Genomic DNA, 24341 nt, shown 5'->3' with positions numbered 1-24341 from the left:
CTTTCCCGCTTTTAAGAAAAGAAACCGCTAGAAACAGCTCCAAAGTATCTTTCAAAATTCAAATACCATTCAAATTCTGAAAAGTTCAGGCGCTATTTCATTTGCGATTTCTCAAATTTTTATTTACTTCTGTAGTTTTTCTAAATACTCAACAGCATCTTGGAATGTTTTTACAGGAATGATTTTCATCTTGGTGTCAATTTCTTTCGCTGTTTCTTTAGCCTCTTGATAATTCGATTTAATCCCTGGATTGTCTTTTTTCATGGCTTTTGTAATTTCATCGTTGGGGGCAAAAAAGATAGTTGCGCCTTCTTTATCAGCAGCTACCACTTTTTGATCAATCCCGCCAATTCGTCCTACTTCTCCATCTGGGCTAATGGTTCCGGTTCCTGCAATTTTCTTACCATCCGTTAAGTCCTCTTTTTGGAAGCGAGAATAAATTTCTAAACTGAACATTAAACCGGCAGATGGACCACCAATTTTTTCAGAATCAATTTCTACTTTTGGTGACGTTTCAATTTTTTCATCATCTACAAGGGTAATGCCAATCCCAGTTGTTCCTTTTTTATCGATTTTAGTCAGCTCAATATCAGCTTGTTGTTTCTTTTTGTTGTGAACAAATTGTACGTTCACCTTATCCCCTTGCTTCTTGCCTTTTACATAGGAAATAAATTCATTACTGGATTTAAATGCTTTACCATCAATTTTTGTGATGAGATCCCCTGCGTGTAAATATTTAGCTGCTGGAACATCATCGAGTACGCTCATTACATAAATGCCATCATATTTGATTTTCACGTCTTGCCCAGCAGCTTTATAAGCGATTTGAATCGCATTATTTTTCGATTCATTCATCATATACATTTGCCGAACATTATATTCTTCATTCGTTTCATGATCAAGACGGACGTCACTTTCTTTTTCAAGTTCATGATAAGGAAGCAGCTTGGCTAGCCCATATGTATAAATATTAGCTTCTGCCATTGCGATCGTCACAAGACTTAGCGACCCTTTCGACTTACTTGTATGCCCAGAAACCCGCACAAGCGGCTCAAGTTCCTCCGCAGAACCTGGTTTCGTAATATAATAAGGCACGGGGATAAAAAATCCCACGATAACAATTAACAATATGGCAATAACTAATAACTTTTTCCACTGTTTACGCATTTCTAGAAACAACCCCTTATCTGCAATTCCAATTAAAATTTAGCTTTGAGCGCCAGACTGACAGGTTTTGGAACTAAATCGTCAACGCTACGGCCGTAACTAGCCACTTCGCGAACAATACTCGAACTTAAGAAGGAATAGCTTGGATTCGTCATCATGAAAAAGGTTTCAAGTTCTGGATCGAGTTTGTTATTCATCGCCGCAATTTGAAGTTCATATTCAAAATCACTAACTGCACGCAAGCCTCGGATAACTACATGCGCAGATTTTTCTTTCGCATAATCTACTAGAAGCCCACCAGAACTTTCCACACGAACATTAGGGATGCTAACAGTAGATTCGGCAATTAGCCGCATGCGTTCTTCCAAGTCAAACAGCGGTTTCTTGCTGGAATTTTTAAGCACCGTCACATAAAGAACATCAAAATTTCGAGCAGCACGTTCAATGATGTTTAAGTGACCATTTGTAATCGGATCAAACGTACCTGGGTAAACAGCTATTCTCTCTTCCATGATCTCACTCTCCAAACTGATAAATTGATAAGATAGTGATGCCATATTCCGCAGTTTTTATCTTTTCAAATTGAGGAATTTCATCTGGTAGCTTTGCTTCTTTATCGTGCTCACATACAATAAGCCCTCCTTTTTGAAGCAATCCAAGTTCACAAAGTTCTAAAAGTAGTTTTTCTAGTTGTTGCTTTTTATACGGCGGATCAAGAAAAACAAGATCAAAGCTCTGTTCGTTTTTTTGAAGTAATTTTAAAGCTTTACGAGCATCATTTCGAAAAATTTGAGCTTCCTTTTCAAAGTGACAAGCTTGTACATTTTCTTTAATCGTCTTAATCGCAGCACCTGCTTGATCAATAAAAACACAGCTTGAAGCGCCACGGCTTAGTGCTTCAATTCCAAGCCCCCCGCTTCCAGCGAACAAATCAAGTGCCTTTTCTCCGTCGAAAAACGGCCCAATCATTGAAAACAAAGCTTCTTTTATTTTATCAGTTGTAGGTCTCGTATTTGCTCCGGGAACAGCTTTTAAGCGATGTCCCTTTCTTGAACCAGCGATAACTCTCAAAATTTATCTCCTCCTAGATGAACGGAAGGCAGTGCTGTTTAAAACAGCACTGCCTCATCTTAAATCGTGATTTGAACATCTTCACTTCTATGATCATGCATCGTTTCTTTTTTCGACTCATATTCTGTTTTCAGAAATGGTCTAAAAGAAGGTTCAACACGTTTCACATAATTAAAGCGTGATAACTTCGCGGAAACTTCTTCAATATCACACATATCACAATAGAGTACGGCGTATTTTAGCTTTCGCGAAACATAATGAACATTGCCAAACCGCTTAAGCGATCTAACTTGTTTCAAATGATTCAACCAAACCACGACAGCTTGTCTATCATTTTCCATTTTTTTATCCCCTTTACTTCTTCTAAGCCTCTACGCTTCTTATCATCACGCAGAGCAGCCGCAACTTCCACCACTTCCGCAACCGCCTGATGAACAGGCTGACTTTTGCTCGAAAAACGGATTTCCAGTTGGCACCATGATATTCGATGAGACAGCGCCCGCAAGTAAAAGACTAATTTCATCAAGCAAATTCTGCAAATCGGTCTCTGCCCGGCGAAAATCTGCAATTCCTTCATCCATATCGAGTTCTCGCTTTAAAGCACGAGTTTTTCGAGTTACTTCTTTATAATCAGGGTGATATCTGCCGAAACGCTCCACCTCTTCATAAGCCTCTTTGATTTTTGCAAACGCCTGTACCTTCGCTTGCGTTTCTGGATTTTGCAGCGCCTGTTTCTTTCTCAGATAGTTATTCGCTTCTTCTGAACTGAGAATCATGGCAGATAATTCATCTGATAAATCAAGTAGTGCCAAACTCTCCATCGTTGCAAACAAACTAATCCCTCCAAACTTTTCGCTGTACATTATCATTATAGCATGAACTCACAAAAGCGTCTTTTATTTTGTAACAAAATTTTGCGTGTAGTATTTTCGAAATGTACCAGAGCCCATATACGTATAGGTTTTTTCTAGCAAGTTTTTCCGGTGACCTGGCGAATTTAACCAGCCCTCAACAGCCGCAGCCGCATCAATATAATTGTAAGCAATGTTCTCGCCTGCTTTTGTGTATACGACATTTCCTTCTTTTAACCGGTCTCCTAGCGAACCATAAGTCGGCGAATCGTGGCTAAAATATTTGTTTTCTGCCATATCCACACTATGCCCGTAAGCAACTTTGGCAACATCTTGTTCATCTGCAACAGGTTCTGCTTTGTAACGCTCTCTAAGCACATTTGTAATTTCAAGAACCTCTAAATCAGCTGCTTTATCGACTTGATTCCATAAGTCATTCGAAACATTTTCCTTATAAATTTCCCCTTGATAATTCAGTTCATAAGGATGCATTTTGATAAATGAAAGTTTATTTAAATAACGAACACTCGTCAGCTTGCCATCTATTTTATCGAAATTAAGCTGCGCATAAACACCACTTCCAAGACTAACGACTGGACGCATGTTTAAATCATTTTCCGAGAGTTCAAATCGGTAAAAATTATTTTCATAATAAAAAGCTATCTCTGACTGAAGCTTGGCGTTTGTAAACACCTTCTCTACAGACATTCCGATTTGGTACGGTTTTAAATTTAAATCCTGCCCAAGCGCATAAATAGTTTGCACTTTATGATTTCGCACACCAACAAGCATATAACTTGTATTCGGTTGGTTGTACACATAATTGTCATAACCATACGGGGTTTTATCAACCCGAATAGGGTCTCCGAATTTAGCTTTTACTTTCGAAAAATCTTGGTTGACGAAGCTTCCCATATTTTCATCGGTCGCAGGTAACTGCTCACTCGTTTCATTTGCTTTCTTAGCTTCTGTCGGCATATTTTTCTGTTCTACTTTATCCTGTGCTTCATTTCTCTCTGTCGTCTTTTCAAAAAATAGATCTGTATTGTAACCGATAAAAAGGCAAATAACGAGTAGCACTAGTACTCTTAGTACAAATTTCAAATTTTGCCCTCCTCTTGGCTTGTTTTCTGCTTTTAATTGTAGCGTTTTTTTTCGTGAAAAGCTACCCAGCTAGCTTCATTTCTCCCTAATTTCTCCATATAAAAAAGGCAGAAGCTTAGAATTTATTACTTTTCTAAAAATTTCTGCCTCCATTTATTTTTGAAGTTTTAAAGGAAACTCTTTTTGTTCAAACGGATGAATTTGTTTTTCAAAAGGCTCCGTAATCGGATACTTATTTTTCAAACTATTTGGAGTCATCCAGTCCGCAAGTGTAGAAACCGTTCGAACACCGGCTGGAAAAGCAAGAAGCATTAACAATATAATAGCTAGCGGCAAGCGCAAATACCTGTTTTTTCGGTCTTGTCGTGTTAGTTTTTCCTTTCGCTCCGTTTGTGACAAAATAGCCACCACCACTACTAATAGAGGAATAATCCACATCAAAACGGCCAAATAGCCAATCCAATTTGTCAAAAGAGCAAAAATCAGTATGTACACGCTAACCAAAACAATTCGTCGCATGAGAGAAATTCGTTTTCCAAACAAGCGTACACGTTCGTAAAGAGACCAAAATGGATTTTTAGTTGCCCAAGCTTGATTATACAGTGCTTGATACTCCCCATTACTGGGTTCAATGACACATAATTTTCGTGTAAACTCACGTGCTGCCTCGAAATCTCCACGAGCATAACTAATTTTTGCAAAATAAATTAAGTTCGGTTCAAATAATGGATCAGCAGTAAGCGCGGTATTTTGTAAAGCAAGAACTCGCTTGCTTGTTTTATCCATTTGGAATAGACAAAAAGCTAAGCTTCCCATGATGTCTAAACGTTTAGGAGCATAAGCAAGTGCCGTTTCATAGAGTGCGGCTTTGTCTTTTATACTATCCGCTTCGTATTTGGCAAGCGCCGCATAAAAATCTGCTTCTTCATGATCGAGCGTAAGGCCGAAACGAGCAAGTTCAATAACGCGTTTCTTTTCACCAAGTCTGTCATAAATCATCACACCTAGTTGGTAGCATTCCACAATATTTTGGTTGTATAAAAGAGCCTGTTCAAGGTTATGATCCGCTTCACTAAAATTTTCCCTAGCGAAGTTAAGATAGGCGAGACAAAGATAACCAGCAAAGTGCGATGGGTTTTCAGTGATCATATTACGACTTTCCAATTCTGCATCGACGTATTTACCATTTTCGACAAGTTGCTTCATTCTTTCAAAACTTGCGATTTTCATCAGTACCACCTCGGCATCCTTTCTATTCTCACTATACCAGTTGAAAAAAAGAATTTGATGAGGAAAACTTCAAGATTTTTTAAAGAAAAAAGTGAGCCCAAACTTGAGGCCCACTCGCATTAAAGAAAAATAGAAATAACAATCATAGAAACAAACAAAATCGTCATGTAATTGAGCGAATAAATGAACATCCACTGTGCCCATTTTAAGTCGTCTTTCATTTTGAATCCATATAAACTAAGCAACAACCAACCTAAGTTTAAGATCGTTGCTAAACTTACATAAACAAGACTGAGCTCTGTCATGAAAAATGGCAAAACAGAAAGCACAAGTACCCAGAAAAGCATACTTCCCTTCGTCCGGTTAAAGCCTTTCACAACGGGAAGCATAGGAATTCCAGCTGCTCTATATTCCTCAGCTCGTCTGATCGCAATCGCATAAAAATGTGGTGGTTGCCATGCAAACATCACTAAAAAGAGCATAACTGGGATTAAACTAAAATGTGGATCAACAGCAAACCAACCAATTAGTGGCGGAACTGCTCCTGAAAAACTCCCAATCACGGTGTTACTCACAAGTTTCCGTTTAGCATACATGGAATAAACCACCACGTAAAGAAAGACACCTGAAAGTCCAAGCACACCTGCTTGCCAAGTTGTCATAAACAACATTCCAGCCCCGATAAGTAAAAGCAAGGCCGCTATAAGAAGAGCTTTTGTACCGGAAATTTTCCCTGTCATAGTAGGACGATTTTTCGTTCGTTCCATTTTGCCATCGATATCCCGGTCAATCACGTTATTAAACGCTCCCGATGCTCCTACAATAAGTGCAGAACCGACAATCGTAAAAAAGATTACATCCAAATTCTGCATAAATGAAATCCCATTTAATTGAAAAGCTAACCACATTCCTGTGAAAGCTGTAATTGTATTTGAATTAACGATTCCTACTTTTACAAGTTCCGTAAAGTCGCGCACATTAAATTTACTGACTGCATCCCTTTTCTGCCATTCGCCAGTATTTTCGATTCTGCTCAAAACTTCTCCCCCTTAAATAAATTGCCGCATAGTTCTTCTATCCATTATGTGAAAAAACTACACGATTTGTCAACCAAATTGCCTTCACACATCGCAATAAAATCCTTTGGCTCAAAACATTTTCACCACTCAAAACTTTGTGAAATCATATACATGATGAAACTTAAGACTTTGTGAAAGCTGCAGTAACAAGGGATTCCTTTACTTATCCATTAAAACAAGCTAAAATGAACGGAGGTAGCTAAAATAAGAAAATCGTTTCGAGATTCATCTAAAGGAGAGATAAGGGAACATGAATAAATTTTTAAAAGTCTGGTCCGTTCTCACCATTCTAGCAATGACCTTCGTTGTTTTCGGAGGAGCGCTAGTTACAAAAACCGGATCAGCAGACGGCTGTGGGAACTCTTGGCCGCTTTGTAATGGACAACTCGTTCACCTAACAGACGTTACACCTGAAAAACTGATTGAAGTTGCACACAGAATGACAACAGGACTTGGCTCCATTTTCGTTGTCGTGCTTGCCATTTGTGCATGGATTAAAATCAAAGATCGCAGGGAGACTAAACCGCTTGCTATTATTTCCGTTGTCTTCTTAATTCTCCAAGCATTCATGGGAGCTGCGGCAGTTATCTGGGGACAAAATCCTTATATCATGGCTCTCCATTTCGGTATTTCCATTATTTGTTATTCAAGCATCGTTTTACTTGCATTACTTATTTTTGAAGTCGACCGTAAATTTGATGCACGCAACCTTGTGATGGGAACGAAGCTTCGACTCAATCTTTATTTCTTGACCATTTATACATATCTAGCCGTTTACACAGGCGCACTTGTACGACACGAAAAAGCGAGTCTCGCAGTCCCTGTTTGGCCATTTGAAAACGGCAGCTTTATTTGGCCCGAAAACGTACAAGATTACGTTCAGTATTTCCACCGAATCGCAGCCGGCATCCTTGTTATTTGGATTTTATATGTGACTTGGCTCGTTTTCCGCGACTACAGACATTATCGCGTGTTAACGTATGGCATGGTGCTTGCGATTATCCTTGTTGCCGTTCAAGCCGTAACCGGTATTCTCTCCGTTTATACGAGCGTCAACCTTTATGTGGCCTTGTTTCACAGCTTAATCATTACCATTTTGTTTGCGCTATTTTGTTATCTTTGCATGCTTGGGGCAAGAAGCAAGAAAAATCGACTACGAATTCGCTAAGTCAAAACTTTTGCTGTCCTAAGCCTCCCTAATCATTTTAAACGCAAAACACGCCAAGAGCCGTTCTTCCGAACGGCTCTTTTTTCATCCCATTTTCCTAAGCTTTTCAAGTACCTCATCCCGGTAACGTGCAGCAAGCGGCTCAATTTGGCTAATCCGCTCCAACTCTTCCCGCTTGCCCATCCTGTGTAAAACCTTTTCATTACAAAAGGCTACTGAAATCGGGTCCGCTTCTCGTCTCACACGAACGATCTCATCTCCCTTTTGAATCTTCCCTTCCGAAATCGTTCGACATAAAAAACCCGTCCGACTGGTACTTCGAACTTCCTTAAAAAGCGCTGGCATGAAATGATACTTCCCAATTGTCGCACAAGGATTACGAGCTTCCGAAACTTGAATCCTCGCTTCCCCTACCTGAAAAACATCCCCAATCGCAACATCTTGTTCTAGCAAACCTGAAACCGTTAAATTCTCGCCAAACGCGCCAGGAAGAAGGATTCGATTAAATTTCTCTTCAAAATACGAATAATGTTCCTTTGGAAAAATACAAACCGAGCGATCTAGCCCGCCGTGGTGTTTCAAATCAAATGAAGCGTCCCCATCAAAACCGGCAAAGCGGAGCATAGCCTCCTCCACTTGCTCTTTCCCGATTCCTGTCATCATCGTTTTATTTCGTCCGATATCCATTTCTTTCGGCTTCCCAACTGCAAGCCCTAGCACCTGTCCCATCAAGCATTCTCCTTCCAAAAAAGGATCAGCCACAGCTGATCCTTTTTCTTTAAAATCCACGTCCAGCGCCGCCTCCGCCAGAGGAACCTCCACCACCAAATCCAGAGAACCCTCCGCCAGAAGAACCACTTCCGCCCGAGCCGCCAAAGAAACCACCGCCGATAAACGGTCCCATCCCAGAACCGCCTCCGCGTCCACCGCGACCACCTCGTCTACCATTATTTCCACCGCCAAAAACAATTGCAAAAATAATGACACCAATCACGATCGCAATGATACCAGGCGTGCTGAGTCCATCTCCGCTGTCTTCACTATTTTCACGAGCCTTTTCTAGCTCACTTGTGTAGTTTTTAAAAATCGTTTTATCCTGATAATCATATTCCTTATTAACTTGGATCGCTACTTCCGAAAAAATATTTGAAAGCCCCTGATTAAAATCATCATCTTTTAATAACGATAAGTTATGGTCTAAAATTTCACCAGAAGTTCCATCTGTAATCGCACCTTCAAGTCCGTATCCGACTTCAATTCGAATTTCACGTTCCTTCGTTGAAAGCAAGATTAAAACGCCATTATTATCTTTTCCCGATCCAATTTTCCATTTATTAAAAAGCTGATTGGCATACTCTTCTTTTGAAAGCCCATCAAAACTTTTCACCGTCGCCAGAACAACTTGTGGTTTTTCTTTTTGTTTTTGGTAAGCATAATTAACCGAAAGCACCATTTCTTTTGTTTTCTTATCCAGTACCCGAGCTCCATCCGAAACATAAAACTCTTTCGATGGACTTGGTAAATCTGCAGCAAAAGCCGTTCCCGGCCCGATTAATAAAGTCAAAAGCAGTATAAGAAGTGCGCTAACAATCGGGATTAGTTTTTTCATTATCAATCGCCTCAATCAAAATTGACTTCAGGAGCTTTGTCGGCACCTTCCACTGCTTTGAAGTAAGGTTTTGTTTCAAACCCTAGCATCCCCGCAACAAAACTTGTTGGTGCACTTTTGACTTTCGTGTTATAAGACTTAACCACTTCATTATATTTATCACGTTCAACCGAAATCCGGTTTTCCGTACCCGCCAGTTCATCCATCAAACGCGTGACATTATCACTTGACTTAAGCTCCGGATAATTTTCGACCGTTGCAATTAAACGTGAAACTGCTGATTCCATTTGCCCAGCAGCTTTAATTTGTTCATTTTGCGAACTTGCCTTTGAAACAGCAGAACGTGCATCCGCAATCGCTCCAAACACTTCTTTTTCCTGTTTCATATCGCCTTTTACAGCATTCACAAGATTAGGAATCAAGTCATAGCGCCGTTGCAACTTACTTTCGACATTTGCCCACTGCGCGTCCACTTCATTTTGTTTTTTATTTAACGAATTATATGTTGCAACAAATGGAATGCCAATAATCAATAACACGACCGCAATTCCAATAATAATCTTCCATGAATTTTTCATATTCGCTCTCCTTTTCCAGTTTGTTTCTTTATTATAGCAGGAAATACGTCTTTTTTCCTACATCTGCAGAAGGATTTTTCGCTCAAAAAGGTTGCGCCTTGCTAGACTTTCAAGCATAATAAAAGAAAGAGTGATCGTTTAGAAAGGATGATTTTATGCAAGAAGCGGTAATATTAGCTTCATTAATCATAATCGGCTTCATTTTCCTCGTTTTCGAGTATCATTTCAGTGCAAAAAAAGCTGTACGCTATATGAAAGAAAATAATCTCACGAAAAAAGCCTTACGTGACAAAATTGAAATCTATGAAGACTAAAAAAGCATTTGGCGTGTGCCAAATGCTTTTTCTAATGCTCTCAATTCGTATAAATCATTTCTCTAGCGACAAATTTCTCGCCATCTCGTTCATAAACGATCATTTGAAGTAAGGGGCTCACTTTGTTTCTTTTCAAAATAGAGCTCCGTCCCTTTTTTCAAAAAATTAGATTCAAGATTACGCTTAGGAAGCTCATAGCGATCAACTACCTTTTGGACTTTGCTAGCGGACTTCCCTATTTTCTCTAAATCAGCAGGTTCATCAGTCAACGCATAATCCATACCTTCCACATGAACAGCAGTTGGGGTTTGATGTCTTTCATAGTTTTTATAAACAAAAAAAACTGCTACACCAATTAGCAAAACCACGCAACAACCAATCAGCCATTTTTTCATCTTGTTTCTCCCTTTTCTAGTGATGTATGCAGTTAAAAATAATATATCAAAGTTCTTCCACTAAGTTTAAGAAGCTTCAGCGTTAAAATAGTTTTCTTTGCTCGTTTTGGAACCAGTCAGAATAACATACCTCTAAAACCTTGGTGATTTAGTGACGCAATTGCAGGGAGTTTTGGAACCATTCAAAATAACATACCTCTAAAACCTCGGAGGAATTCTCAAGGCTTCGTAATCGCAGTACTCGTTCCTAGCAAAACTTCCATTTTGATGGTTCTTTTTGTTTCTATATTCCAAATTTCGATAGCTTTATGATAAAGCTTCAAACGTAAAAAAGCAAGTTCTAAAACAAGTATTAAACATTTTAGCTTTATATGTACTTTTTTGCAAAAAATACGCATTAAAACTATTGATTTATGATGCAATGCACTATGATGAAATATGAAAGAATGGAAGACATAATAAATGGCTAACAGCCTTAACAGTGTTAACCACTGCGATACTAAAGTCTAAGCAGCTTGAACACAGTTCACTTAATACAACAAAAGAAACTTATATCTTCTTTAACTACAATCTAAAAAGAGAGGTCTCTGAAAATATACTATCCATTTCCAGAAACCTCTCTATATAATATATAAAAATCTTAAAAGCGGGGGCAAATCAGCTATTTTTTAGCCTCTATATACCTATAAACAGCTTTTTAAAGGTATTTATACGGCGTCTATTACATCATGCCGCCCATTCCACCCATGCCGCCGCCCATATCAGGGGCTGGAGCTGGGTTATCTTCTGGTTTATCTGCTACAACAGCTTCTGTTGTAAGAAGAAGTGCTGCTACAGATGAAGCATTTTGAAGCGCAGAACGGGTTACCTTCGTTGGATCCACGATACCTGCATCAATCATATCCACCCATTCGCCGTTTGCTGCGTTGAAACCAATGCCAATTTTTTCGTTTTTCAAGCGTTCCACAATAACGGAACCTTCAAGACCAGCATTGTGCGCGATTTGACGGATTGGCGCTTCAAGTGAACGTAGAACAATATTTACACCTGTTTCTTCATCTCCAGTAGCTTCGATTTCTGCTACTTTCTTATAAACATTGACAAGAGCCGTTCCACCACCGGAAACAATACCTTCTTCAACAGCTGCACGTGTCGAGTTTAACGCATCTTCAATCCGAAGTTTACGTTCTTTTAGTTCTGTTTCAGTTGCAGCACCTACTTTAATAACAGCTACGCCGCCAGCAAGTTTTGCCAAACGTTCTTGTAATTTTTCTTTATCGAAATCAGAAGTAGTTTCTTCCATTTGCGCACGAATTTGGTTAACACGTGCTGCGATTTGGTCGGAATCACCAGCGCCTTCAACGATTGTTGTATCATCTTTTGTTACAACAACTTTCTGTGCTGTTCCAAGTTGATCCATTGTTGCAGATTTAAGATCAAGACCAAGGTCTTCTGTAATCACTTGCGCACCCGTTAGAATGCTGATATCTTCAAGCATTGCTTTACGGCGGTCACCAAAACCTGGTGCTTTGACAGCTACTACGTTAAATGTACCACGAAGTTTGTTAAGAACAAGAGTTGCTTGCGCTTCTCCGTCAACGTCTTCTGCAATGATAAGAAGCGGACGACCTTGTTGAACAACTTGTTCAAGAAGCGGAAGAATTTCTTGGATATTCGAGATTTTTTTATCGGTGATCAAAATATATGGCTTTTCAAGTGAAGCTTCCATTTTATCGGAATCTGTTACCATGTACGGGCTTGTGTAGCCGCGATCGAATTGCATTCCTTCTACAACGTCTAACTCCGTAGAGAAACCTTTTGATTCTTCGATTGTAATAACTCCGTCGTTTCCAACGCGTTCCATCGCCTCAGCAATAAGTTTTCCAACTTCTTCATCACCAGAAGAAATTGCCGCGACTTGCGCGATCGATTCTTTGCCTTCGATTGGTTTCGAGATATTTTGCAGTTCTTCAATCGCTTTTGCGACAGCTTTTTCAATTCCGCGACGAACGCCAACCGGATTAGCGCCCGCTGTCACGTTTTTTAAGCCTTCTTGAATCATAGCTTGGGCAAGCACAGTTGCTGTCGTTGTTCCGTCACCTGCAATGTCATTTGTTTTAGAAGCCACTTCAGAAACGAGTTTAGCTCCCATGTTTTCAAATGCATCTTCAAGTTCGATTTCCTTTGCAATGGTAACCCCATCATTTGTAATTAGTGGCGAACCAAATTTTTTCTCAAGGACAACGTTACGACCTTTTGGTCCAAGCGTTACTTTTACTGTATCAGCTAATTGATCTACACCACGAAGCATCGCGCGACGAGCGTCTTCACTAAATTTAATATCTTTTGACATAATTTAATTCCCTCCAATTTATATCGCTTTTGTTTTCTATTTTTACTTCGTAACTGCTAAAATATCACTTTCGCGAATAATTAACAGATCTTTTCCTTCATAAGTTACTTCTGTTCCAGAATATTTAGAGAAAATAATTTGATCCCCTTCTTTTACTTCAAGAGGTTCTTTAGTGCCACTATCAAGTACACGACCAGAACCTACCGCAATAACCTTTCCTTCCTGCGGTTTTTCTTTCGCCGAATCTGGCAAAACGATGCCGCTCGCTGTTTTTTCTTCTGCTTCAATTACTTCAATAACAACACGATCTCCTAATGGTTTTAACAAAATAATAACCTCCTCTAAAATAAATATCGTAACTTTTAGCACTCCGATCACTCGAGTGCTAACACAATTCTTATATTAGTCAAAAAAGGTTAAAATTGCAAGCAGAAAGGATTCATTTTAACAAAAAAATTCTTCCACTACATTTGCAAAAAGCGACTGCTTGCGAGTACAATAGTAAAGAAGCAAGACACGAAGTTTTTTTATGGAAGGATGCGGTTTTTTGCCCAAACGTTATTGGACAATCATATTCACTTATTTTATCATGCTCTTTTCTGGAGTTATCGGCGTCCCGATCGTACGAACGATCCTCCATGCAGCGAGCTCTCAACCTGATGCAACTTTAAACTCCTTATCCGTAGTGATTTGGACTATCTTCTCGAATCTGCTCGCGCTGCTAATCGTTTGGCTCGTGCTCCGGAAAAAACCCGAAACCAATAAAATCATTTTTGGGGAAAAAGCAAGTTCAGCGGCTAGCTTGCTCTGGATCGTGCTTGGTTTTATCATTTTAATCGCCTCACAGTACATTGCCATTTATATTACCGCATTATTCATTGGCATGCCTAGCGGCTCTGCCAATACTGAAAGTTTGCTTGGCTATGCAAAAACAGCTCCTATCTTCCTGTTTTTCATCAGCGTAACAGGACCGATTCTTGAAGAACTCGTATTCCGAAAAGTGATTTATGGTGGTCTCACAAACCTCATTAATATCCACGGTGCTGCTGTTATCAGTTCGTTTTTATTTGCACTTCTTCATGGAGATATTAACTACTTACTAGCCTACTTCCTAATCGGCTTAGTACTTTGCTATCTATATACAAAAACAAAAAGGATCATCGTTCCGATGGGGGCGCATATTTTAATGAATACTTTTGTCCTTGTCGCCGGACTCACTATGGGAGGTTAATCAATTGAATCGACGTTATCTCATGCAGGGACTGCTTTATTTTATCCTCGGCATCGTCTTCGTTTATTTTGCCATTCAGCAAGTAAATACTGGCGGATGGGGCGTTTTTGCATATGTCATCATGGCCATGGCAGCAGTTGATTTTGTAACTGCCATTCGATTTGTTTTTCAAGGCCTACGAGGAAAAGGCAATCCTCAAGATAAATAGCTAAAAAAGAAGCTTTCTTGGCCCGGGGCCAAGAAAGCTTCTTTTTTTGTTTTTCCCATCAGACTTCATCAAATTCAAGGCCTGGCTCGGCGTTCATGGCAAGCCCTGCAAAGTGTCCCATTTCCATCTGCACGGTTCCTGCAGCAGCAATCATCGCCGCATTGTCTCCGCAAAGTGATAACGGCGGAATGATCAACTCTACATCTGGAAGCTCGAGATTCACTTCCTCAATTAGTTGCTCGCGTAAGCCTCGGTTCGCTGCGACGCCACCTGCTAAAAGCAATTGCTTCACACCATATTCACGCGCTGCTCGAATAGTTTTCGTCACTAAAACATCAACCACACTGGCCTGGAAACTAGCGGCCATATCTTTTGGACTCGGTTCTAAGTTTTTCTGTCTCATATTATGCAACTGGTTGATAAAAGCGGATTTCAAGCCACTAAAACTAAAGTCATAGCTGTCATCATCAATCATTGCTCGTGGAAAGTGGAACGTGTCTTCTCCTTCTGCGGCGAGCTTATCGATTTGAACCCCACCCGGATAAGGAAGCCCAAGCGTCCGGGCTACTTTATCATAAGCTTCTCCGGCTGCATCATCGCGCGTTTCTCCAATAATTTCAAACGAATTTTCTTCCTTCATATAAACAAGCTCAGTATGTCCTCCGCTAACAACAAGTGCTAAGAGCGGAAAATGAAAGGCTGTTTCAAATCGGTTAGCATAAATATGGCCTGCAATATGATGAACTGGGATGAGTGGTTTGCCACTTGCAAATGCAAGCGCCTTAGCTGCGCTGACGCCAATAAGAAGCGCGCCAACAAGTCCTGGCCCTTCCGTAACAGCAATACCGTCAATTTCTGCCATCTTCACCCCTGCTTGCGCAAGTGCTTCTTCGATCACAATCGTAATTTGCTCAACATGATGACGTGAAGCAATTTCAGGCACGACGCCACCGAAGCGTTTGTGACTTTCAATTTGTGACGCCACTATGTTAGAGAGAATTTCATTCCCGCCACGTACAACAGCAGCGGCCGTTTCATCACAACTCGATTCTATTCCAAGTATCAATTTTTTTTCTTTACTCATGTTAAATCCACCCACATCACGAGCGCATCTTCCCCATTATCCGGATAATAGTTTTTCCGGAGTGCGCCATTTTGGAATTTTAATTTTCGATAAAGACTTTGTGCTGGCTGATTAGATTCACGAACTTCAAGCGTCAAATGCTTGGCTCCAAATTTCTTGGCAACAAAAATCAATTCTTGCATAAGCGCTTCTCCGTATCCTTTCCCTTGATATTCAGGAAGAATAGCCACATTCGTTATATGACCTTCATCAAGTACTAACCAAATGCCTGCATAGCCAATCACTTCGTCGTTAAGCTTAGCTAGTATATAATAAGCGTACTGGTTAGCCGTAAATTCACCAAGAAAAGCTTCTGCCGTCCACGGTGAACTAAAAACAGCTCGCTCTACTTTTAAAAGTTCAGGAATATCGTTTAGCTCCGCTTTAGAAAACGTTACACTCACTGTTTTTTCCTCGCTTCGAGCCACTTGCTTTCTGCTTCTGCAAGTTTCAAATAGCTTGGCACAAAATTCATCGAATCTTCGCCCGGTTCATTCTCTGCTAAAGCGACAAGCGATGCCGCTCTCGGATATGTCATATAAGACGGGGCAAATATAGCTTTCTCCCCTAACTTTTCAGTAATAATTTCCTGAAGTGTTTCTGGAAGCACACCAACAAAAAGCACTGATTTCTGAATCGATTCAACCCTCGATAAAAGTTCTGATAAAGCAATATGTTGATCAGGAAATGTACTCATTAATGCCCCCTGCTGTGCCTCGTAAATTCCCGCATAAACATTATTTCGCCGCGCATCCATCAAAGCTACAATTGGCCCCTCAAAAAAAATCGCATTTTGAGCTAAAACTTGGAGAGAAGAAATGCCGACAAGAGGGATTTCAAGCTCATAAGACAGCGTTTTGGCCGTCGTTACACCAATTCTTAGACCCGTAAAAGAACCCGGTCCTCTAGAAACCGCGATCTTGGTTAATTCATTTGGTTTTACTTGGCATTCTTCAAGAAGTGCTTGAATCGCCGGAAGAAGTCGAATGCTGTGATTTTTTTTAAGATTAGTCGTAAATTCTCCAACAATTCGTTGACTATTCGAAAGCGCGATACTCATCGTATCCGTTGCCGTATCAATTCCGAGAATCATCGTTTATAACCTCCGCTAAAAGCTGATCGTAACGAGCGCCGTAGGACTCGAGAATAATCTCCCGTTCTTCGTCGCCTGCACGTTTTATCGTGAGTTTTAAATACGTATCTGGGAGCTCACTTGCAATAAAATGGGCCCATTCAACGACACTCACGCCGCCAGCATCAAAATACTCAAATAGTCCGAGTTCATCAATTGAAGCTTCTTCAAGCCGGTAAACATCCATATGATAAAGCGGCAACCGTCCATTTTTGTATTCACGCACGATTGTAAAAGTTGGGCTTTTGATCACTTTATCAATTCCAAGTCCTTTCGCAAGTCCCTTTGTGAAAGTTGTTTTGCCAGCCCCCAAGTCTCCTTCAAGCAGGATAACATCAGACGGTTTTAGTAAGCTTCCCATTTTTTCCGCAAAATGAACCGTTTCTTCCTGACTAGTTGAATAAAAAACTTGCTTCATTTTTTTCACCCGTTCCATTATTTTCTTCTCATATCATACCACAAAGCCAGTCGTTTTGACATCAACAAAAAAGCAGCTACTCGGTGATTTCCGAATAGCTGCTTCCAGTTTTACTTATAAATCTGCATCAGATGTATCTAAACCTTCTAGATCAGATGTCTTAATTTTGTCGCCGTACATCACTTTTAACACAGCTTCTTGAATAATCGTTTCAAGTTCTTTTCCACTTAACACTTCAGAGCTTTTTGGAAAAGCTGGTAGTTTAACGAAGTCCTTATTTGTAAGTTTCAATGTTGCTGCCATCTTATAGGAATCTGTTCGATCTTTTGAATTATCAATTTTGATTTTCATCGTCATTGATTCAAGTTTATCGTCTTTTCCAGTTTTCATACTAATTGGCATTGAAATCTTAACAGTATTGTTTTTATCAAAGTTTTTAATTGAGCGTTCTAGGTCATCACGGAATTCTGCGTAGTTATCATCAAAATCCTTGCTTGCTCCTTGCTCAGAAGCGATAGTTTTAATGTCTTTTTTCACATTAGCTTTTCCAAGCATTTTGTGAGCTTTTTTTAAAATGGCCGAAAAATCTTTTTTATCAAGCGTTATTTCAACTGTTTCATTTTTACCTTCTGAGAAACGTTTCTCATCTAAGCCGTTTAGGTAATCTGTCATCATTTTAGTAACTTCTTCTTGTAAATCTTTTGTGGCTTTAACTGTTTTTCCAGAAGTTTTAACTGGTTCTTCTGTCCCAGCAAGTTCTGCGATCGTTTTACTACTTAAATATTTATCTTTGAGCTCTGGATGACTTTTCGTGATTTCTGTAAAAGCACCACTTGTTTGCCCGTCGATCAGTGCTTTTACGCTACTATCTACACCCACAATATTTTTAAGTGGGATGAAGAACTCACCAGACTTCATGTCACTTAAAACTGTCAAATCAACATTCATTTTCATGCTTCCCTTGGAAACAAGCTTGATATCCGTTGAACTTTTTTCTGCTTTTGTATCAACTGATGAAGTTAAAGTAACTTGCATTTGCTTCAGTAACTCAACAATTGCAGCTGTTTGTGCATCTAAACCATCTTGCTCAAAACTATCAACCTTAAAAGATACAGATTGTGTATATTTTTCAGGTAGATCTGTTTGGTTTTTATACGTATCCACAAACTTCTCTTGTGCCGTTTTCCCACAGCCAGCAAGCGCTAACATAAAGACAAGCAATACCGATAAAAACAACCCTTTTTTCATGAACTTTCCTCCATTAAAAATAATTATGTACAGACTCAATGTATCATATGTGAAAGATGAACTACAACCCTTTTTTCCATTTGTTCACATTTTAGACACAATTTAAAATTCTTTTATTTTTATAGATAAAGTCTCTTAAAGCCTCTTTATATAAGGCTTTATCTAGGTTACAATGCACTACCAAGCAAAATCCCTAAATAGGCTGTAAGTAATCCAAATCCATAACTGAAGAGCAAATAACCAGCAATTTTCCCATATTCTCTGTGTCGATATAGTTCAATATTTTCAACTTTAAAAGTTGAAAACGTTGTATAACCGCCCATAAATCCAGTTCCAAGAAGTAGTACGAGGAAGCTTGCGAGTTCACTTGATAACAAAAGTCCTAATAAAAAAGAACCAGAAAGATTGATTAAAAAAGTTGGCCAAGGGAAATCACTTTGCCACTTCTTTTTCAAATAAAGCGTAAGGAGATACCGGGTCATCCCACCAAAAGCAGCACCAATTCCAACCACAAAAATATTAAGCACTTCGTTTATCCCACCTTTTCGAAACGAGATACCCTAGTGCAGCTGCAGCTAAGCCCCCGACGAGACTTATTCCAATGTAAAGAAAAGCTTCTGCATAGGCCCCTGCCTGCAATAAATGAATATTTTCGACACTAAAGCTAGAAAACGTTGTAAACGAGCCAACAAATCCTGTCCCCATCGCCGTTATCACTTCTTGGCTAAACCGGGTATGATTCGCAAAACTCTGGGTGATAAGGGCAAGCAAAAAACAACCTAAAAGATTCACTACAAGTGTAGCAAGAGGAAAGGTGTTGCTTGGTAGAATTAAGCTGACTCCGTAGCGAGCCATCCCGCCTAAAGCGCTAAAAATAGCAATATACAAAAGATACATTTTCCAAAACCTCCAATAAAAAAACTCCTATTTAAATAGACATCGGTTCGTTTTCCCATGTACATTTAAATAGGAGTCATCAGCGAATATCGCATTTTAGGCGAACTCCATCGCCTTTTCAGTAAATACTATACGTGAAAATTAACATATGCGCAAGAAAAAATACATGCACGGTTCGAATAAACGTTGACAAATCGGTCCATTTAATACTATAATAATTTTTGTTGTAATAAAGCGGTCGTGGCGGAATCGGCAGACGCGCTAGGTTGAGGGCCTAGTGGGCATTAGCTCGTGGAGGTTCAAGTCCTCTCGGCCGCATCTTAGAATAAGAATGGGTTTCAGGATTGAGTGATTTTTCCTGAAACCCTTTTTTGTTGTTTGAAAACACCCAAACTTGCCTTATTAGTTTTTATCGCCATTCTTAATAATTTAGCATCATTTGGAGAATGAACTTTCAAAATCCCCAAAGAGCTTCTCCCCTTCTTGCAAGAAAATCGTACTCATCTTCGGGAAAGTTTGGTAAAATGAAAAAGATACTCAGACTATTAGTGAGGAGGAAGATATATGGCTCTTGAATTACAGCATGTTATAAAAGCCTTTGGTGAGAAACTTGCGGTCGATGATCTGTCTTTTCGTGTCAATTCTGGCGAAATTTTAGGACTAATCGGTCAAAACGGGGCTGGAAAAACTACTACTTTTCGTTTGATTCTTGGATTTATCGAAGCGACTTCCGGACAAATTTCTTGGAATAATGATTCGGCAAACCAAATAAATCCTAATGATATTGGCTACCTGCCCGAAGAACGTGGACTTTATCCAAATGTTACGATCGAAGAACAACTTACTTTCTTTGCTGAGTTAAAAGGAATTCCTAAAAAGAAAGCGATCTCTGAAATTGATATGTGGATGGAACGTGCGGAAATTGTTGGGAAGAAAACGGACCTTGTCAAGACGCTTTCGAAGGGGAATCAGCAGAAGATTCAGCTTATTAGTACGATTTTACATAATCCTAAACTGCTGATTTTGGATGAGCCCTTTAGCGGTTTAGACCCTGTTAATGCGGAAATTTTGAAGAAACTTGTGTTTGAAATGAAGGAACGCGGAGCAGCGATTATTTTTTCTAGTCACCGGATGGAAAATGTCGAGGAACTCTGCGATTCACTGATTATGCTACGCCATGGTAAGACGATTTTGCGGGGGGATACCACTTCTGTGAAGGAAAGTTTTGGCCATAAACAAATTCGCTTGAAGGTGCCTCATTCCGATGAAGACTTGCTTGCTCTTCCGGGAGTTGTTCGGATTCAGATGCTTCGTGATGGGATTCGTCGGCTAGAGCTTGAAGATGAAAAATATGCGGAAGCTGTTTTTGAATTTGTTACTAAAGATGGCTTTATCCCGATGTTTAGCCTAGAACCGCCAACACTTGAAGAAATCTTTAAATTGAAAGCGGGGGATCAGCATGAATAAATTTTGGGTGATTACAAAACAGGTTTATAAACGCCACGTGAAAACGAAATCTTTCATTATTTCTCTTCTTCTTCCTTTGATTGTTGCTGGGATTGCACTTCTTCTTCCTAAAATTATGGATTATTTTGGAAATGATGATTCGGCAAAGATTTCTGTTCTTTCAAATAATCCGGCTTTTGTTCAAGTGATTAAGCAAAATAAAGAACATTTTAAAGTGAATGATTCCATCACTACGAAAAAAGCAGCGGAAAAAGCGCTTAATACTGAAAAAATTGACGGCTACTTAACGCTTTCTGAAAAAAATGGCAAGTTTAAGGCAATGTACACAACACGCGAAACGGCTGGAAATGAAATTATGACTCAGCTCTCGCAAAGTCTCACTGCGGCTAAAGTTCAATTAAAGGCAGCGGAATATGGTCTTGATCAACAAAAATTAACAGACATCACTTCTCTTGTTCCTGTCAAAAATCAGTTGAAGTCTGATAAACAGTTAACTGAGAGTCAAAAAGATGTTATGCAAGCAGCAAATTTGTTTTTGACGTTAATCATTTTCTTTTTTGTGATTAGTTATGCCAATATTGTCGCAGCGGAAATTGCAACAGAAAAAGGAACGCGAATTATGGAAGTTATTTTATCCAGCGTTTCTGCTACGACGCATTTCCTAGCTAAGTTAACGGCGATTGTCCTTATGCTACTTACGCAAATTGGCTGTTATCTTTTGGTTGGTTTTATTGCGATGCTTAGTTTACAAAAAACAGATATGATCCAAGGTTTCGTTGAGCAACTGGCAAACTTCCCTGTTTCTTACTTGATCTTAAATCTGCTCTTTATTTTCTTTGGCTTACTGCTTTATATTGTTCTTGCCGCGATGGCCGGTTCTCTTGTTCCGAATGTTGAAACGGTCGCTCAGTTTATTTATCCACTTACGATCTTCTCAATTGTTGGATACTGGGGCTCAATTGTCGCAACAAGCATTCCTGATAACATCGTTGTGATCATCGGTTCTTACATCCCTGTTTTTTCTCCTATGATGATGCTTGCCCGTATGAATATGCTCGCTGCTTCAGATCTTGGCATTTTTATTTCGCTTGGGATTCTGATCATTACGGTCGGACTTTCCTTCTTACTCACCTTCCGACTCTATAAGAGCAATGTGTTACTTTATTCAAATGAAGGTTTATTTAAAACCCTTAGAAAATCATTTGCCTATGCTAAAAAATAAAAATGAAGGTGAAAAATTTGGAAATTAGACTTTCTCATAAAGAGGATGCGAGCTCCATGATGGAACTTGAAAATTTAGTTTGGACAAAAGGCACTACGCCAGCAGAGATTCAGTTTGATTCAGAAGCGGAATTTCTCGAAAAAAACCCACCTGGCTCAAAAACGGTTGCTGTTTTGGATGGAAAAGTTGTTGGTATTCTTGGATACCACGCTCCGCATTCTTTAAAGGCTGTTCAGCATGTGCTTGAACTCGATATTGCGGTTCATCCTGCTTATCAAAAGCAAGGGATTGCTGGACAATTAATGGATGCTTTAAAAGAAATGGCACGGAAAAATGGAGTGAAAAAACTGCAACTACGGGTGCTATCAACTAATGAAAAAGCCATTCATTTTTATCAAAAAAATGGCTTTCACAAGGAAGGCGTTCTCGAAAAGCAATTTTTGCTTGACGGGGCTTATGTGGATGACATTTTTATGGCGTACTTTCTTTAAAAAAATAGGGAAGAGACCTTTTTGGGGTCTCTTCCCTATTTTTTGAACAATAAATAAATGAAATACGGGCTTCCGATTAAAGAAAGCAGAATGCCCGATGGCAAATTAAGTCGCATCGCGATTGTATCTGCGAGTAAGAAGAGAAAGGCACCCACTAGCATTGCGACCGGTAAAAATAAACGGTGGCGTGGCCCAACAAGTGCCCTTGCAATATGTGGTCCAAGTAGGCCTAAGAAAGCTATGCTTCCTGTAATCGATACGGCTACAGCTGCTAATAAGACAGCACAAATGAGAAAAAGAGTCCGCCACAAAGTCACTTTTACGCCTAGATTAAGCGCAGTATTTTCATCGAGCGTGAGTAAATCAAGCGTGCGATTTTTTATGAGGATAAAAGGGACAAGGATAACAAGTGTGATGGCTAAAATAAACACAAAAATCCAATCAAGCCCCCAGATAGAACCCGCGAGCCATCTAGAAAGAAAGTCCACTTTTTCCCGGTCCGCTGAAGCCATTAAAAGGACCATCAAGCCACTCATCGCAAACGAAAAACCAATCCCATTCAAGATCAAGCTTCCCGGCTGATTCCGTGAAAACAAAAGGATTAAAAGAGCTGTTAGCAATGCTCCGACGCCGCCTGCTAGCGGAAGAAAAGCTCCAAAGTTTTCTACTTGGAATGGCACGAAAAGAAAGAAAATCGCGATACCAAGTCCGGCTCCTGAGTTGATCCCGATTATCCCTGGGTCTGCCAAATCATTTTTTAGCACAGTTTGAAATAAGCTCCCCGATAAGACGAGGCAAACTCCAGCGAGCAAGACGATCAAAAGACGCGGCATGCGGAGATCGAACAAAATAAAATTCTCAAGCATCTCCCCGTTTCCTGTTAAAACGGCTAAAACTCTTGAAAAAGACAGGGCATCTGTTCCAAGCGACAGATTAACAAGAATGAGAGCTAAAAGCAAGAAAATGCCGCCTGAAAGTATCCATTTATAAGAAATTCGTGTCATGCTTTCAGCCCCTTTCGTACGATAAAGACGAAGAATGGTAGTCCAACTACCGAAAGAATCGCGATAATAGGGACTTCAAATGGGGCAGCAATGATGCGACTAAATAAATCAGATACAACTAGAAAAAAAGCGCCGACAAGTGCTGACATGGGTAAAAGCACACGATAACTTGTACCGGAAATAAAGCGTGCAAAGTGCGGTACGAGAAGCCCGACAAACGCAATTTCGCCAATAACCGCAACAGAAACTCCCGTCAAAACAGCGACTAATGTGAACAAGAAAAAACGGATGCGACCTGTTGAAACTCCGAGTCCAGCTGCTACTTCTTCGCTCATGGTGAGAATGCCAATTTGTCTTTCGAAAAAGAAACTCAGAAGGATCGCTAGGAGTAAAACAGGAGCTAATAATTTTACTTCCTGCCCGGTTACACCAGCTAGCCCTCCTGATGTCCACATCGTCAATTCCTTTGAAGTTTTTGAAAGTAAGCTGATCGCATTTGAAACGGCTAACAAAAAGGCTGAAATCGCGGCTCCAGCAAGAACAACTTTAAAAAGATTCCCCGTTTGCGCGATCGCTAAGACAAGTAGGGTTCCAAGTGCGGCCCCAAGAAAAGCGACTCCCATTTTAAGAGGAAATACAAGTCCTGGTAAAAACGCAATCACGATAGTAAGTGCTAATTTTGCACCTGCGGAGACGCCTAATAGTCCGGGATCGGCTAATGGGTTTCGAGTAATGGCTTGCATGATGGTTCCCGATACGCCAAGTGCCGCGCCAATCAGCATGGCAGCAAGTATCCGCGGTATGCGAAGTTCGCTTAAAGATGCCATTTCTTTCAGATGGGCACCATGCACAAAGCCGTCCCATAAAAAGGAAAAGGAATAATTTACAGATCCGTAAGCAAGCGCTGTGTAGCAAGCAACTAAGAGCGCGACAAACAGGATTAAGAACCGAATGGTCATTGGGATTTTAACTGTCATGACT

Annotated in this window: 31 protein-coding genes, 1 tRNA gene and 1 riboswitch; of the genes, 8 read left to right on the top strand and 24 right to left on the bottom strand. The window is 40.0% G+C overall.

The genetic code is table 11. From position 1 onward, the window contains the following. Positions 1-123 precede the first annotated feature (123 nt). From HB912_RS02130 to cyoE, 8 genes are all read right to left on the bottom strand, one after another. A complete protein-coding gene (locus HB912_RS02130) occupies positions 124-1167 on the bottom strand; it encodes a SepM family pheromone-processing serine protease (RefSeq protein ID WP_185372003.1) in 1044 nt (347 codons plus the stop codon). Positions 1168-1199: 32 nt separating this feature from the next. Beyond that, positions 1200-1679: a pantetheine-phosphate adenylyltransferase gene (coaD, locus tag HB912_RS02125; protein ID WP_185372002.1), complete on the bottom strand. Its 480-nt coding sequence runs from the start codon at positions 1677-1679 to the stop codon at positions 1200-1202. 4 nt (positions 1680-1683) lie between these two features. After that, a complete protein-coding gene (gene rsmD, locus HB912_RS02120) occupies positions 1684-2238 on the bottom strand; it encodes a 16S rRNA (guanine(966)-N(2))-methyltransferase RsmD (RefSeq protein ID WP_185372001.1) in 555 nt (184 codons plus the stop codon). Between the two features lie 59 nt (positions 2239-2297). After that, positions 2298-2579: a YlbG family protein gene (locus HB912_RS02115; protein ID WP_036071953.1), complete on the bottom strand. Its 282-nt coding sequence runs from the start codon at positions 2577-2579 to the stop codon at positions 2298-2300. A gap of 45 nt (positions 2580-2624) precedes the next feature. Next, positions 2625-3071: a YlbF/YmcA family competence regulator gene (locus tag HB912_RS02110; protein WP_036071956.1), complete on the bottom strand. Its 447-nt coding sequence runs from the start codon at positions 3069-3071 to the stop codon at positions 2625-2627. Positions 3072-3134: 63 nt separating this feature from the next. Further along, positions 3135-4193, bottom strand: a complete 1059-nt coding sequence (locus tag HB912_RS02105; RefSeq protein ID WP_185372000.1) for a CAP domain-containing protein — start codon at positions 4191-4193, stop codon at positions 3135-3137. A gap of 153 nt (positions 4194-4346) precedes the next feature. Then, complete coding sequence (locus HB912_RS02100) at positions 4347-5423, bottom strand: tetratricopeptide repeat protein (protein ID WP_185371999.1); 1077 nt, start codon at positions 5421-5423, stop codon at positions 4347-4349. Between the two features lie 119 nt (positions 5424-5542). Then, positions 5543-6460 (bottom strand): heme o synthase, encoded by a 918-nt coding sequence (gene cyoE, locus HB912_RS02095; protein ID WP_036071959.1) that lies wholly within the window; start codon positions 6458-6460, stop codon positions 5543-5545. 292 nt (positions 6461-6752) lie between these two features. Here cyoE and HB912_RS02090 point away from each other — a divergent pair, with 292 nt between their 5' ends. Further along, positions 6753-7670, top strand: a complete 918-nt coding sequence (locus HB912_RS02090) for a COX15/CtaA family protein (RefSeq protein ID WP_185371998.1) — start codon at positions 6753-6755, stop codon at positions 7668-7670. Between the two features lie 84 nt (positions 7671-7754). Here the strand turns inward: HB912_RS02090 and HB912_RS02085 are convergent, their stop codons facing one another. From HB912_RS02085 to HB912_RS02075, 3 genes are read right to left on the bottom strand one after another with little or no spacing between them, the layout of a single operon-like run. After that, the gene (locus tag HB912_RS02085) at positions 7755-8459 is read right to left on the bottom strand and encodes an MOSC domain-containing protein (RefSeq protein ID WP_342354354.1); all 705 of its coding nucleotides are present in this window, start codon (positions 8457-8459) and stop codon (positions 7755-7757) included. Continuing rightward, entirely contained in the window at positions 8449-9279 is an 831-nt protein-coding gene (locus HB912_RS02080; RefSeq protein ID WP_185371997.1) for a TPM domain-containing protein, read from the bottom strand. The genes HB912_RS02085 and HB912_RS02080 overlap by 11 nt, the downstream gene beginning before the upstream one ends. A gap of 11 nt (positions 9280-9290) precedes the next feature. After that, positions 9291-9857, bottom strand: a complete 567-nt coding sequence (locus tag HB912_RS02075; RefSeq protein WP_185371996.1) for a LemA family protein — start codon at positions 9855-9857, stop codon at positions 9291-9293. A gap of 155 nt (positions 9858-10012) precedes the next feature. Here HB912_RS02075 and HB912_RS02070 point away from each other — a divergent pair, with 155 nt between their 5' ends. Next, positions 10013-10171, top strand: coding sequence for a hypothetical protein (locus HB912_RS02070; RefSeq protein WP_185371995.1), 159 nt, complete (start codon positions 10013-10015; stop codon positions 10169-10171). A gap of 89 nt (positions 10172-10260) precedes the next feature. Here the strand turns inward: HB912_RS02070 and HB912_RS02065 are convergent, their stop codons facing one another. The 3 genes from HB912_RS02065 to groES all read right to left on the bottom strand — a co-directional run bounded on the left by HB912_RS02065 (position 10261) and on the right by groES (position 13246). Then, a complete protein-coding gene (locus HB912_RS02065) occupies positions 10261-10566 on the bottom strand; it encodes a hypothetical protein (RefSeq protein ID WP_185371994.1) in 306 nt (101 codons plus the stop codon). A 721-nt stretch (positions 10567-11287) separates the two neighbouring features. Continuing rightward, complete coding sequence (gene groL, locus HB912_RS02060) at positions 11288-12919, bottom strand: chaperonin GroEL (protein ID WP_185371993.1); 1632 nt, start codon at positions 12917-12919, stop codon at positions 11288-11290. Between the two features lie 42 nt (positions 12920-12961). Beyond that, complete coding sequence (gene groES, locus HB912_RS02055; RefSeq protein ID WP_185371992.1) at positions 12962-13246, bottom strand: co-chaperone GroES; 285 nt, start codon at positions 13244-13246, stop codon at positions 12962-12964. 220 nt (positions 13247-13466) lie between these two features. Between groES and HB912_RS02050 the strand changes: the two genes are divergently transcribed. Further along, positions 13467-14150, top strand: a complete 684-nt coding sequence (locus HB912_RS02050; RefSeq protein ID WP_185371991.1) for a CPBP family intramembrane glutamic endopeptidase — start codon at positions 13467-13469, stop codon at positions 14148-14150. 4 nt (positions 14151-14154) lie between these two features. After that, the gene (locus HB912_RS02045) at positions 14155-14358 is read left to right on the top strand and encodes a YdiK family protein (protein WP_052008474.1); all 204 of its coding nucleotides are present in this window, start codon (positions 14155-14157) and stop codon (positions 14356-14358) included. A 58-nt stretch (positions 14359-14416) separates the two neighbouring features. Here HB912_RS02045 and tsaD read toward each other — a convergent pair whose 3' ends face one another. From tsaD to crcB (HB912_RS02010), 7 genes are all read right to left on the bottom strand, one after another. Continuing rightward, complete coding sequence (tsaD, locus tag HB912_RS02040) at positions 14417-15442, bottom strand: tRNA (adenosine(37)-N6)-threonylcarbamoyltransferase complex transferase subunit TsaD (protein ID WP_036071980.1); 1026 nt, start codon at positions 15440-15442, stop codon at positions 14417-14419. Further along, entirely contained in the window at positions 15439-15885 is a 447-nt protein-coding gene (gene rimI / locus HB912_RS02035) for a ribosomal protein S18-alanine N-acetyltransferase (protein ID WP_342354353.1), read from the bottom strand. The genes tsaD and rimI overlap by 4 nt, the downstream gene beginning before the upstream one ends. Then, positions 15882-16574, bottom strand: a complete 693-nt coding sequence (gene tsaB / locus HB912_RS02030) for a tRNA (adenosine(37)-N6)-threonylcarbamoyltransferase complex dimerization subunit type 1 TsaB (protein WP_185371989.1) — start codon at positions 16572-16574, stop codon at positions 15882-15884. The genes rimI and tsaB overlap by 4 nt, the downstream gene beginning before the upstream one ends. Beyond that, positions 16558-17031 carry a tRNA (adenosine(37)-N6)-threonylcarbamoyltransferase complex ATPase subunit type 1 TsaE gene (gene tsaE / locus HB912_RS02025; RefSeq protein WP_185372835.1) on the bottom strand — a complete coding sequence of 158 codons (474 nt, stop codon included), beginning with the start codon at positions 17029-17031 and terminating at the stop codon, positions 16558-16560. Before tsaE ends, tsaB begins: the two co-directional genes overlap by 17 nt. Positions 17032-17145: 114 nt before the next feature. After that, positions 17146-18279: an Lmo2079 family surface lipoprotein gene (locus HB912_RS02020; RefSeq protein ID WP_185371988.1), complete on the bottom strand. Its 1134-nt coding sequence runs from the start codon at positions 18277-18279 to the stop codon at positions 17146-17148. Between the two features lie 167 nt (positions 18280-18446). Beyond that, positions 18447-18806: a fluoride efflux transporter CrcB gene (gene crcB, locus HB912_RS02015; RefSeq protein ID WP_185371987.1), complete on the bottom strand. Its 360-nt coding sequence runs from the start codon at positions 18804-18806 to the stop codon at positions 18447-18449. Then, positions 18799-19176: a fluoride efflux transporter CrcB gene (gene crcB, locus HB912_RS02010; protein ID WP_185371986.1), complete on the bottom strand. Its 378-nt coding sequence runs from the start codon at positions 19174-19176 to the stop codon at positions 18799-18801. The genes crcB (HB912_RS02015) and crcB (HB912_RS02010) overlap by 8 nt, the downstream gene beginning before the upstream one ends. 63 nt (positions 19177-19239) lie before the next feature. After that, positions 19240-19300, bottom strand: a riboswitch (Fluoride riboswitch). Positions 19301-19410: 110 nt separating this feature from the next. On the opposite strand from crcB (HB912_RS02010), the gene HB912_RS02005 reads away from it, so the two are divergent. Continuing rightward, positions 19411-19494, top strand: a tRNA-Leu gene (locus HB912_RS02005). Positions 19495-19514: 20 nt separating this feature from the next. Here HB912_RS02005 and HB912_RS13255 read toward each other — a convergent pair. Further along, on the bottom strand, positions 19515-19643 hold the full coding sequence (locus HB912_RS13255; protein ID WP_280529505.1) for a hypothetical protein: 129 nt from the start codon (positions 19641-19643) through the stop codon (positions 19515-19517). Positions 19644-19740: 97 nt separating this feature from the next. On the opposite strand from HB912_RS13255, the gene HB912_RS02000 reads away from it, so the two are divergent. From HB912_RS02000 to HB912_RS01990, 3 genes are read left to right on the top strand one after another with little or no spacing between them, the layout of a single operon-like run. Continuing rightward, positions 19741-20643 (top strand): ABC transporter ATP-binding protein, encoded by a 903-nt coding sequence (locus HB912_RS02000; protein WP_185371985.1) that lies wholly within the window; start codon positions 19741-19743, stop codon positions 20641-20643. Beyond that, positions 20636-21865: an ABC transporter permease gene (locus HB912_RS01995; RefSeq protein ID WP_185371984.1), complete on the top strand. Its 1230-nt coding sequence runs from the start codon at positions 20636-20638 to the stop codon at positions 21863-21865. Before HB912_RS02000 ends, HB912_RS01995 begins: the two co-directional genes overlap by 8 nt. A 17-nt stretch (positions 21866-21882) precedes the next feature. After that, positions 21883-22356: a GNAT family N-acetyltransferase gene (locus tag HB912_RS01990; RefSeq protein WP_244964407.1), complete on the top strand. Its 474-nt coding sequence runs from the start codon at positions 21883-21885 to the stop codon at positions 22354-22356. Positions 22357-22391: 35 nt separating this feature from the next. On the opposite strand, the gene HB912_RS01985 is transcribed toward HB912_RS01990, so the two are convergent. Then, the gene (locus HB912_RS01985; protein ID WP_185371982.1) at positions 22392-23360 is read right to left on the bottom strand and encodes a FecCD family ABC transporter permease; all 969 of its coding nucleotides are present in this window, start codon (positions 23358-23360) and stop codon (positions 22392-22394) included. After that, complete coding sequence (locus HB912_RS01980) at positions 23357-24337, bottom strand: FecCD family ABC transporter permease (protein WP_185371981.1); 981 nt, start codon at positions 24335-24337, stop codon at positions 23357-23359. Before HB912_RS01980 ends, HB912_RS01985 begins: the two co-directional genes overlap by 4 nt. Between the last annotated feature and the right edge of the window lie 4 nt (positions 24338-24341).

The sequence above is a fragment of the Listeria aquatica genome, from assembly GCF_014223975.1.
GTDB lineage: Bacteria > Bacillota > Bacilli > Lactobacillales > Listeriaceae > Listeria > Listeria aquatica.
Note: the sequence above shows the minus strand (reverse complement) of the source record. Positions and strands in the feature narration are given on the sequence as shown.

Bases quoted from the DNA above. Each gene is read 5' to 3' on its own strand.
- HB912_RS02130 (WP_185372003.1), bottom strand. From the start codon at position 1,167: ATGCGTAAACAGTGGAAAAAGTTATTAGTTATTGCCATATTGTTAATT.
- coaD (WP_185372002.1), bottom strand. From the start codon at position 1,679: ATGGAAGAGAGAATAGCTGTTTACCCAGGTACGTTTGATCCGATTACA.
- HB912_RS02115 (WP_036071953.1), bottom strand. From the start codon at position 2,579: ATGGAAAATGATAGACAAGCTGTCGTGGTTTGGTTGAATCATTTGAAA.
- HB912_RS02100 (WP_185371999.1), bottom strand. From the start codon at position 5,423: ATGAAAATCGCAAGTTTTGAAAGAATGAAGCAACTTGTCGAAAATGGT.
- HB912_RS02090 (WP_185371998.1), top strand. From the start codon at position 6,753: ATGAATAAATTTTTAAAAGTCTGGTCCGTTCTCACCATTCTAGCAATG.
- HB912_RS02080 (WP_185371997.1), bottom strand. From the start codon at position 9,279: ATGAAAAAACTAATCCCGATTGTTAGCGCACTTCTTATACTGCTTTTG.
- HB912_RS02075 (WP_185371996.1), bottom strand. From the start codon at position 9,857: ATGAAAAATTCATGGAAGATTATTATTGGAATTGCGGTCGTGTTATTG.
- HB912_RS02070 (WP_185371995.1), top strand. From the start codon at position 10,013: ATGCAAGAAGCGGTAATATTAGCTTCATTAATCATAATCGGCTTCATT.
- HB912_RS02065 (WP_185371994.1), bottom strand. From the start codon at position 10,566: ATGAAAAAATGGCTGATTGGTTGTTGCGTGGTTTTGCTAATTGGTGTA.
- groL (WP_185371993.1), bottom strand. From the start codon at position 12,919: ATGTCAAAAGATATTAAATTTAGTGAAGACGCTCGTCGCGCGATGCTT.
- tsaD (WP_036071980.1), bottom strand. From the start codon at position 15,442: ATGAGTAAAGAAAAAAAATTGATACTTGGAATAGAATCGAGTTGTGAT.
- tsaB (WP_185371989.1), bottom strand. From the start codon at position 16,574: ATGATTCTCGGAATTGATACGGCAACGGATACGATGAGTATCGCGCTT.
- tsaE (WP_185372835.1), bottom strand. From the start codon at position 17,031: ATGAAGCAAGTTTTTTATTCAACTAGTCAGGAAGAAACGGTTCATTTT.
- HB912_RS02020 (WP_185371988.1), bottom strand. From the start codon at position 18,279: ATGAAAAAAGGGTTGTTTTTATCGGTATTGCTTGTCTTTATGTTAGCG.
- crcB (WP_185371986.1), bottom strand. From the start codon at position 19,176: ATGTATCTTTTGTATATTGCTATTTTTAGCGCTTTAGGCGGGATGGCT.
- HB912_RS02000 (WP_185371985.1), top strand. From the start codon at position 19,741: ATGGCTCTTGAATTACAGCATGTTATAAAAGCCTTTGGTGAGAAACTT.
- HB912_RS01995 (WP_185371984.1), top strand. From the start codon at position 20,636: ATGAATAAATTTTGGGTGATTACAAAACAGGTTTATAAACGCCACGTG.
- HB912_RS01985 (WP_185371982.1), bottom strand. From the start codon at position 23,360: ATGACACGAATTTCTTATAAATGGATACTTTCAGGCGGCATTTTCTTG.
- HB912_RS01980 (WP_185371981.1), bottom strand. From the start codon at position 24,337: ATGACAGTTAAAATCCCAATGACCATTCGGTTCTTAATCCTGTTTGTC.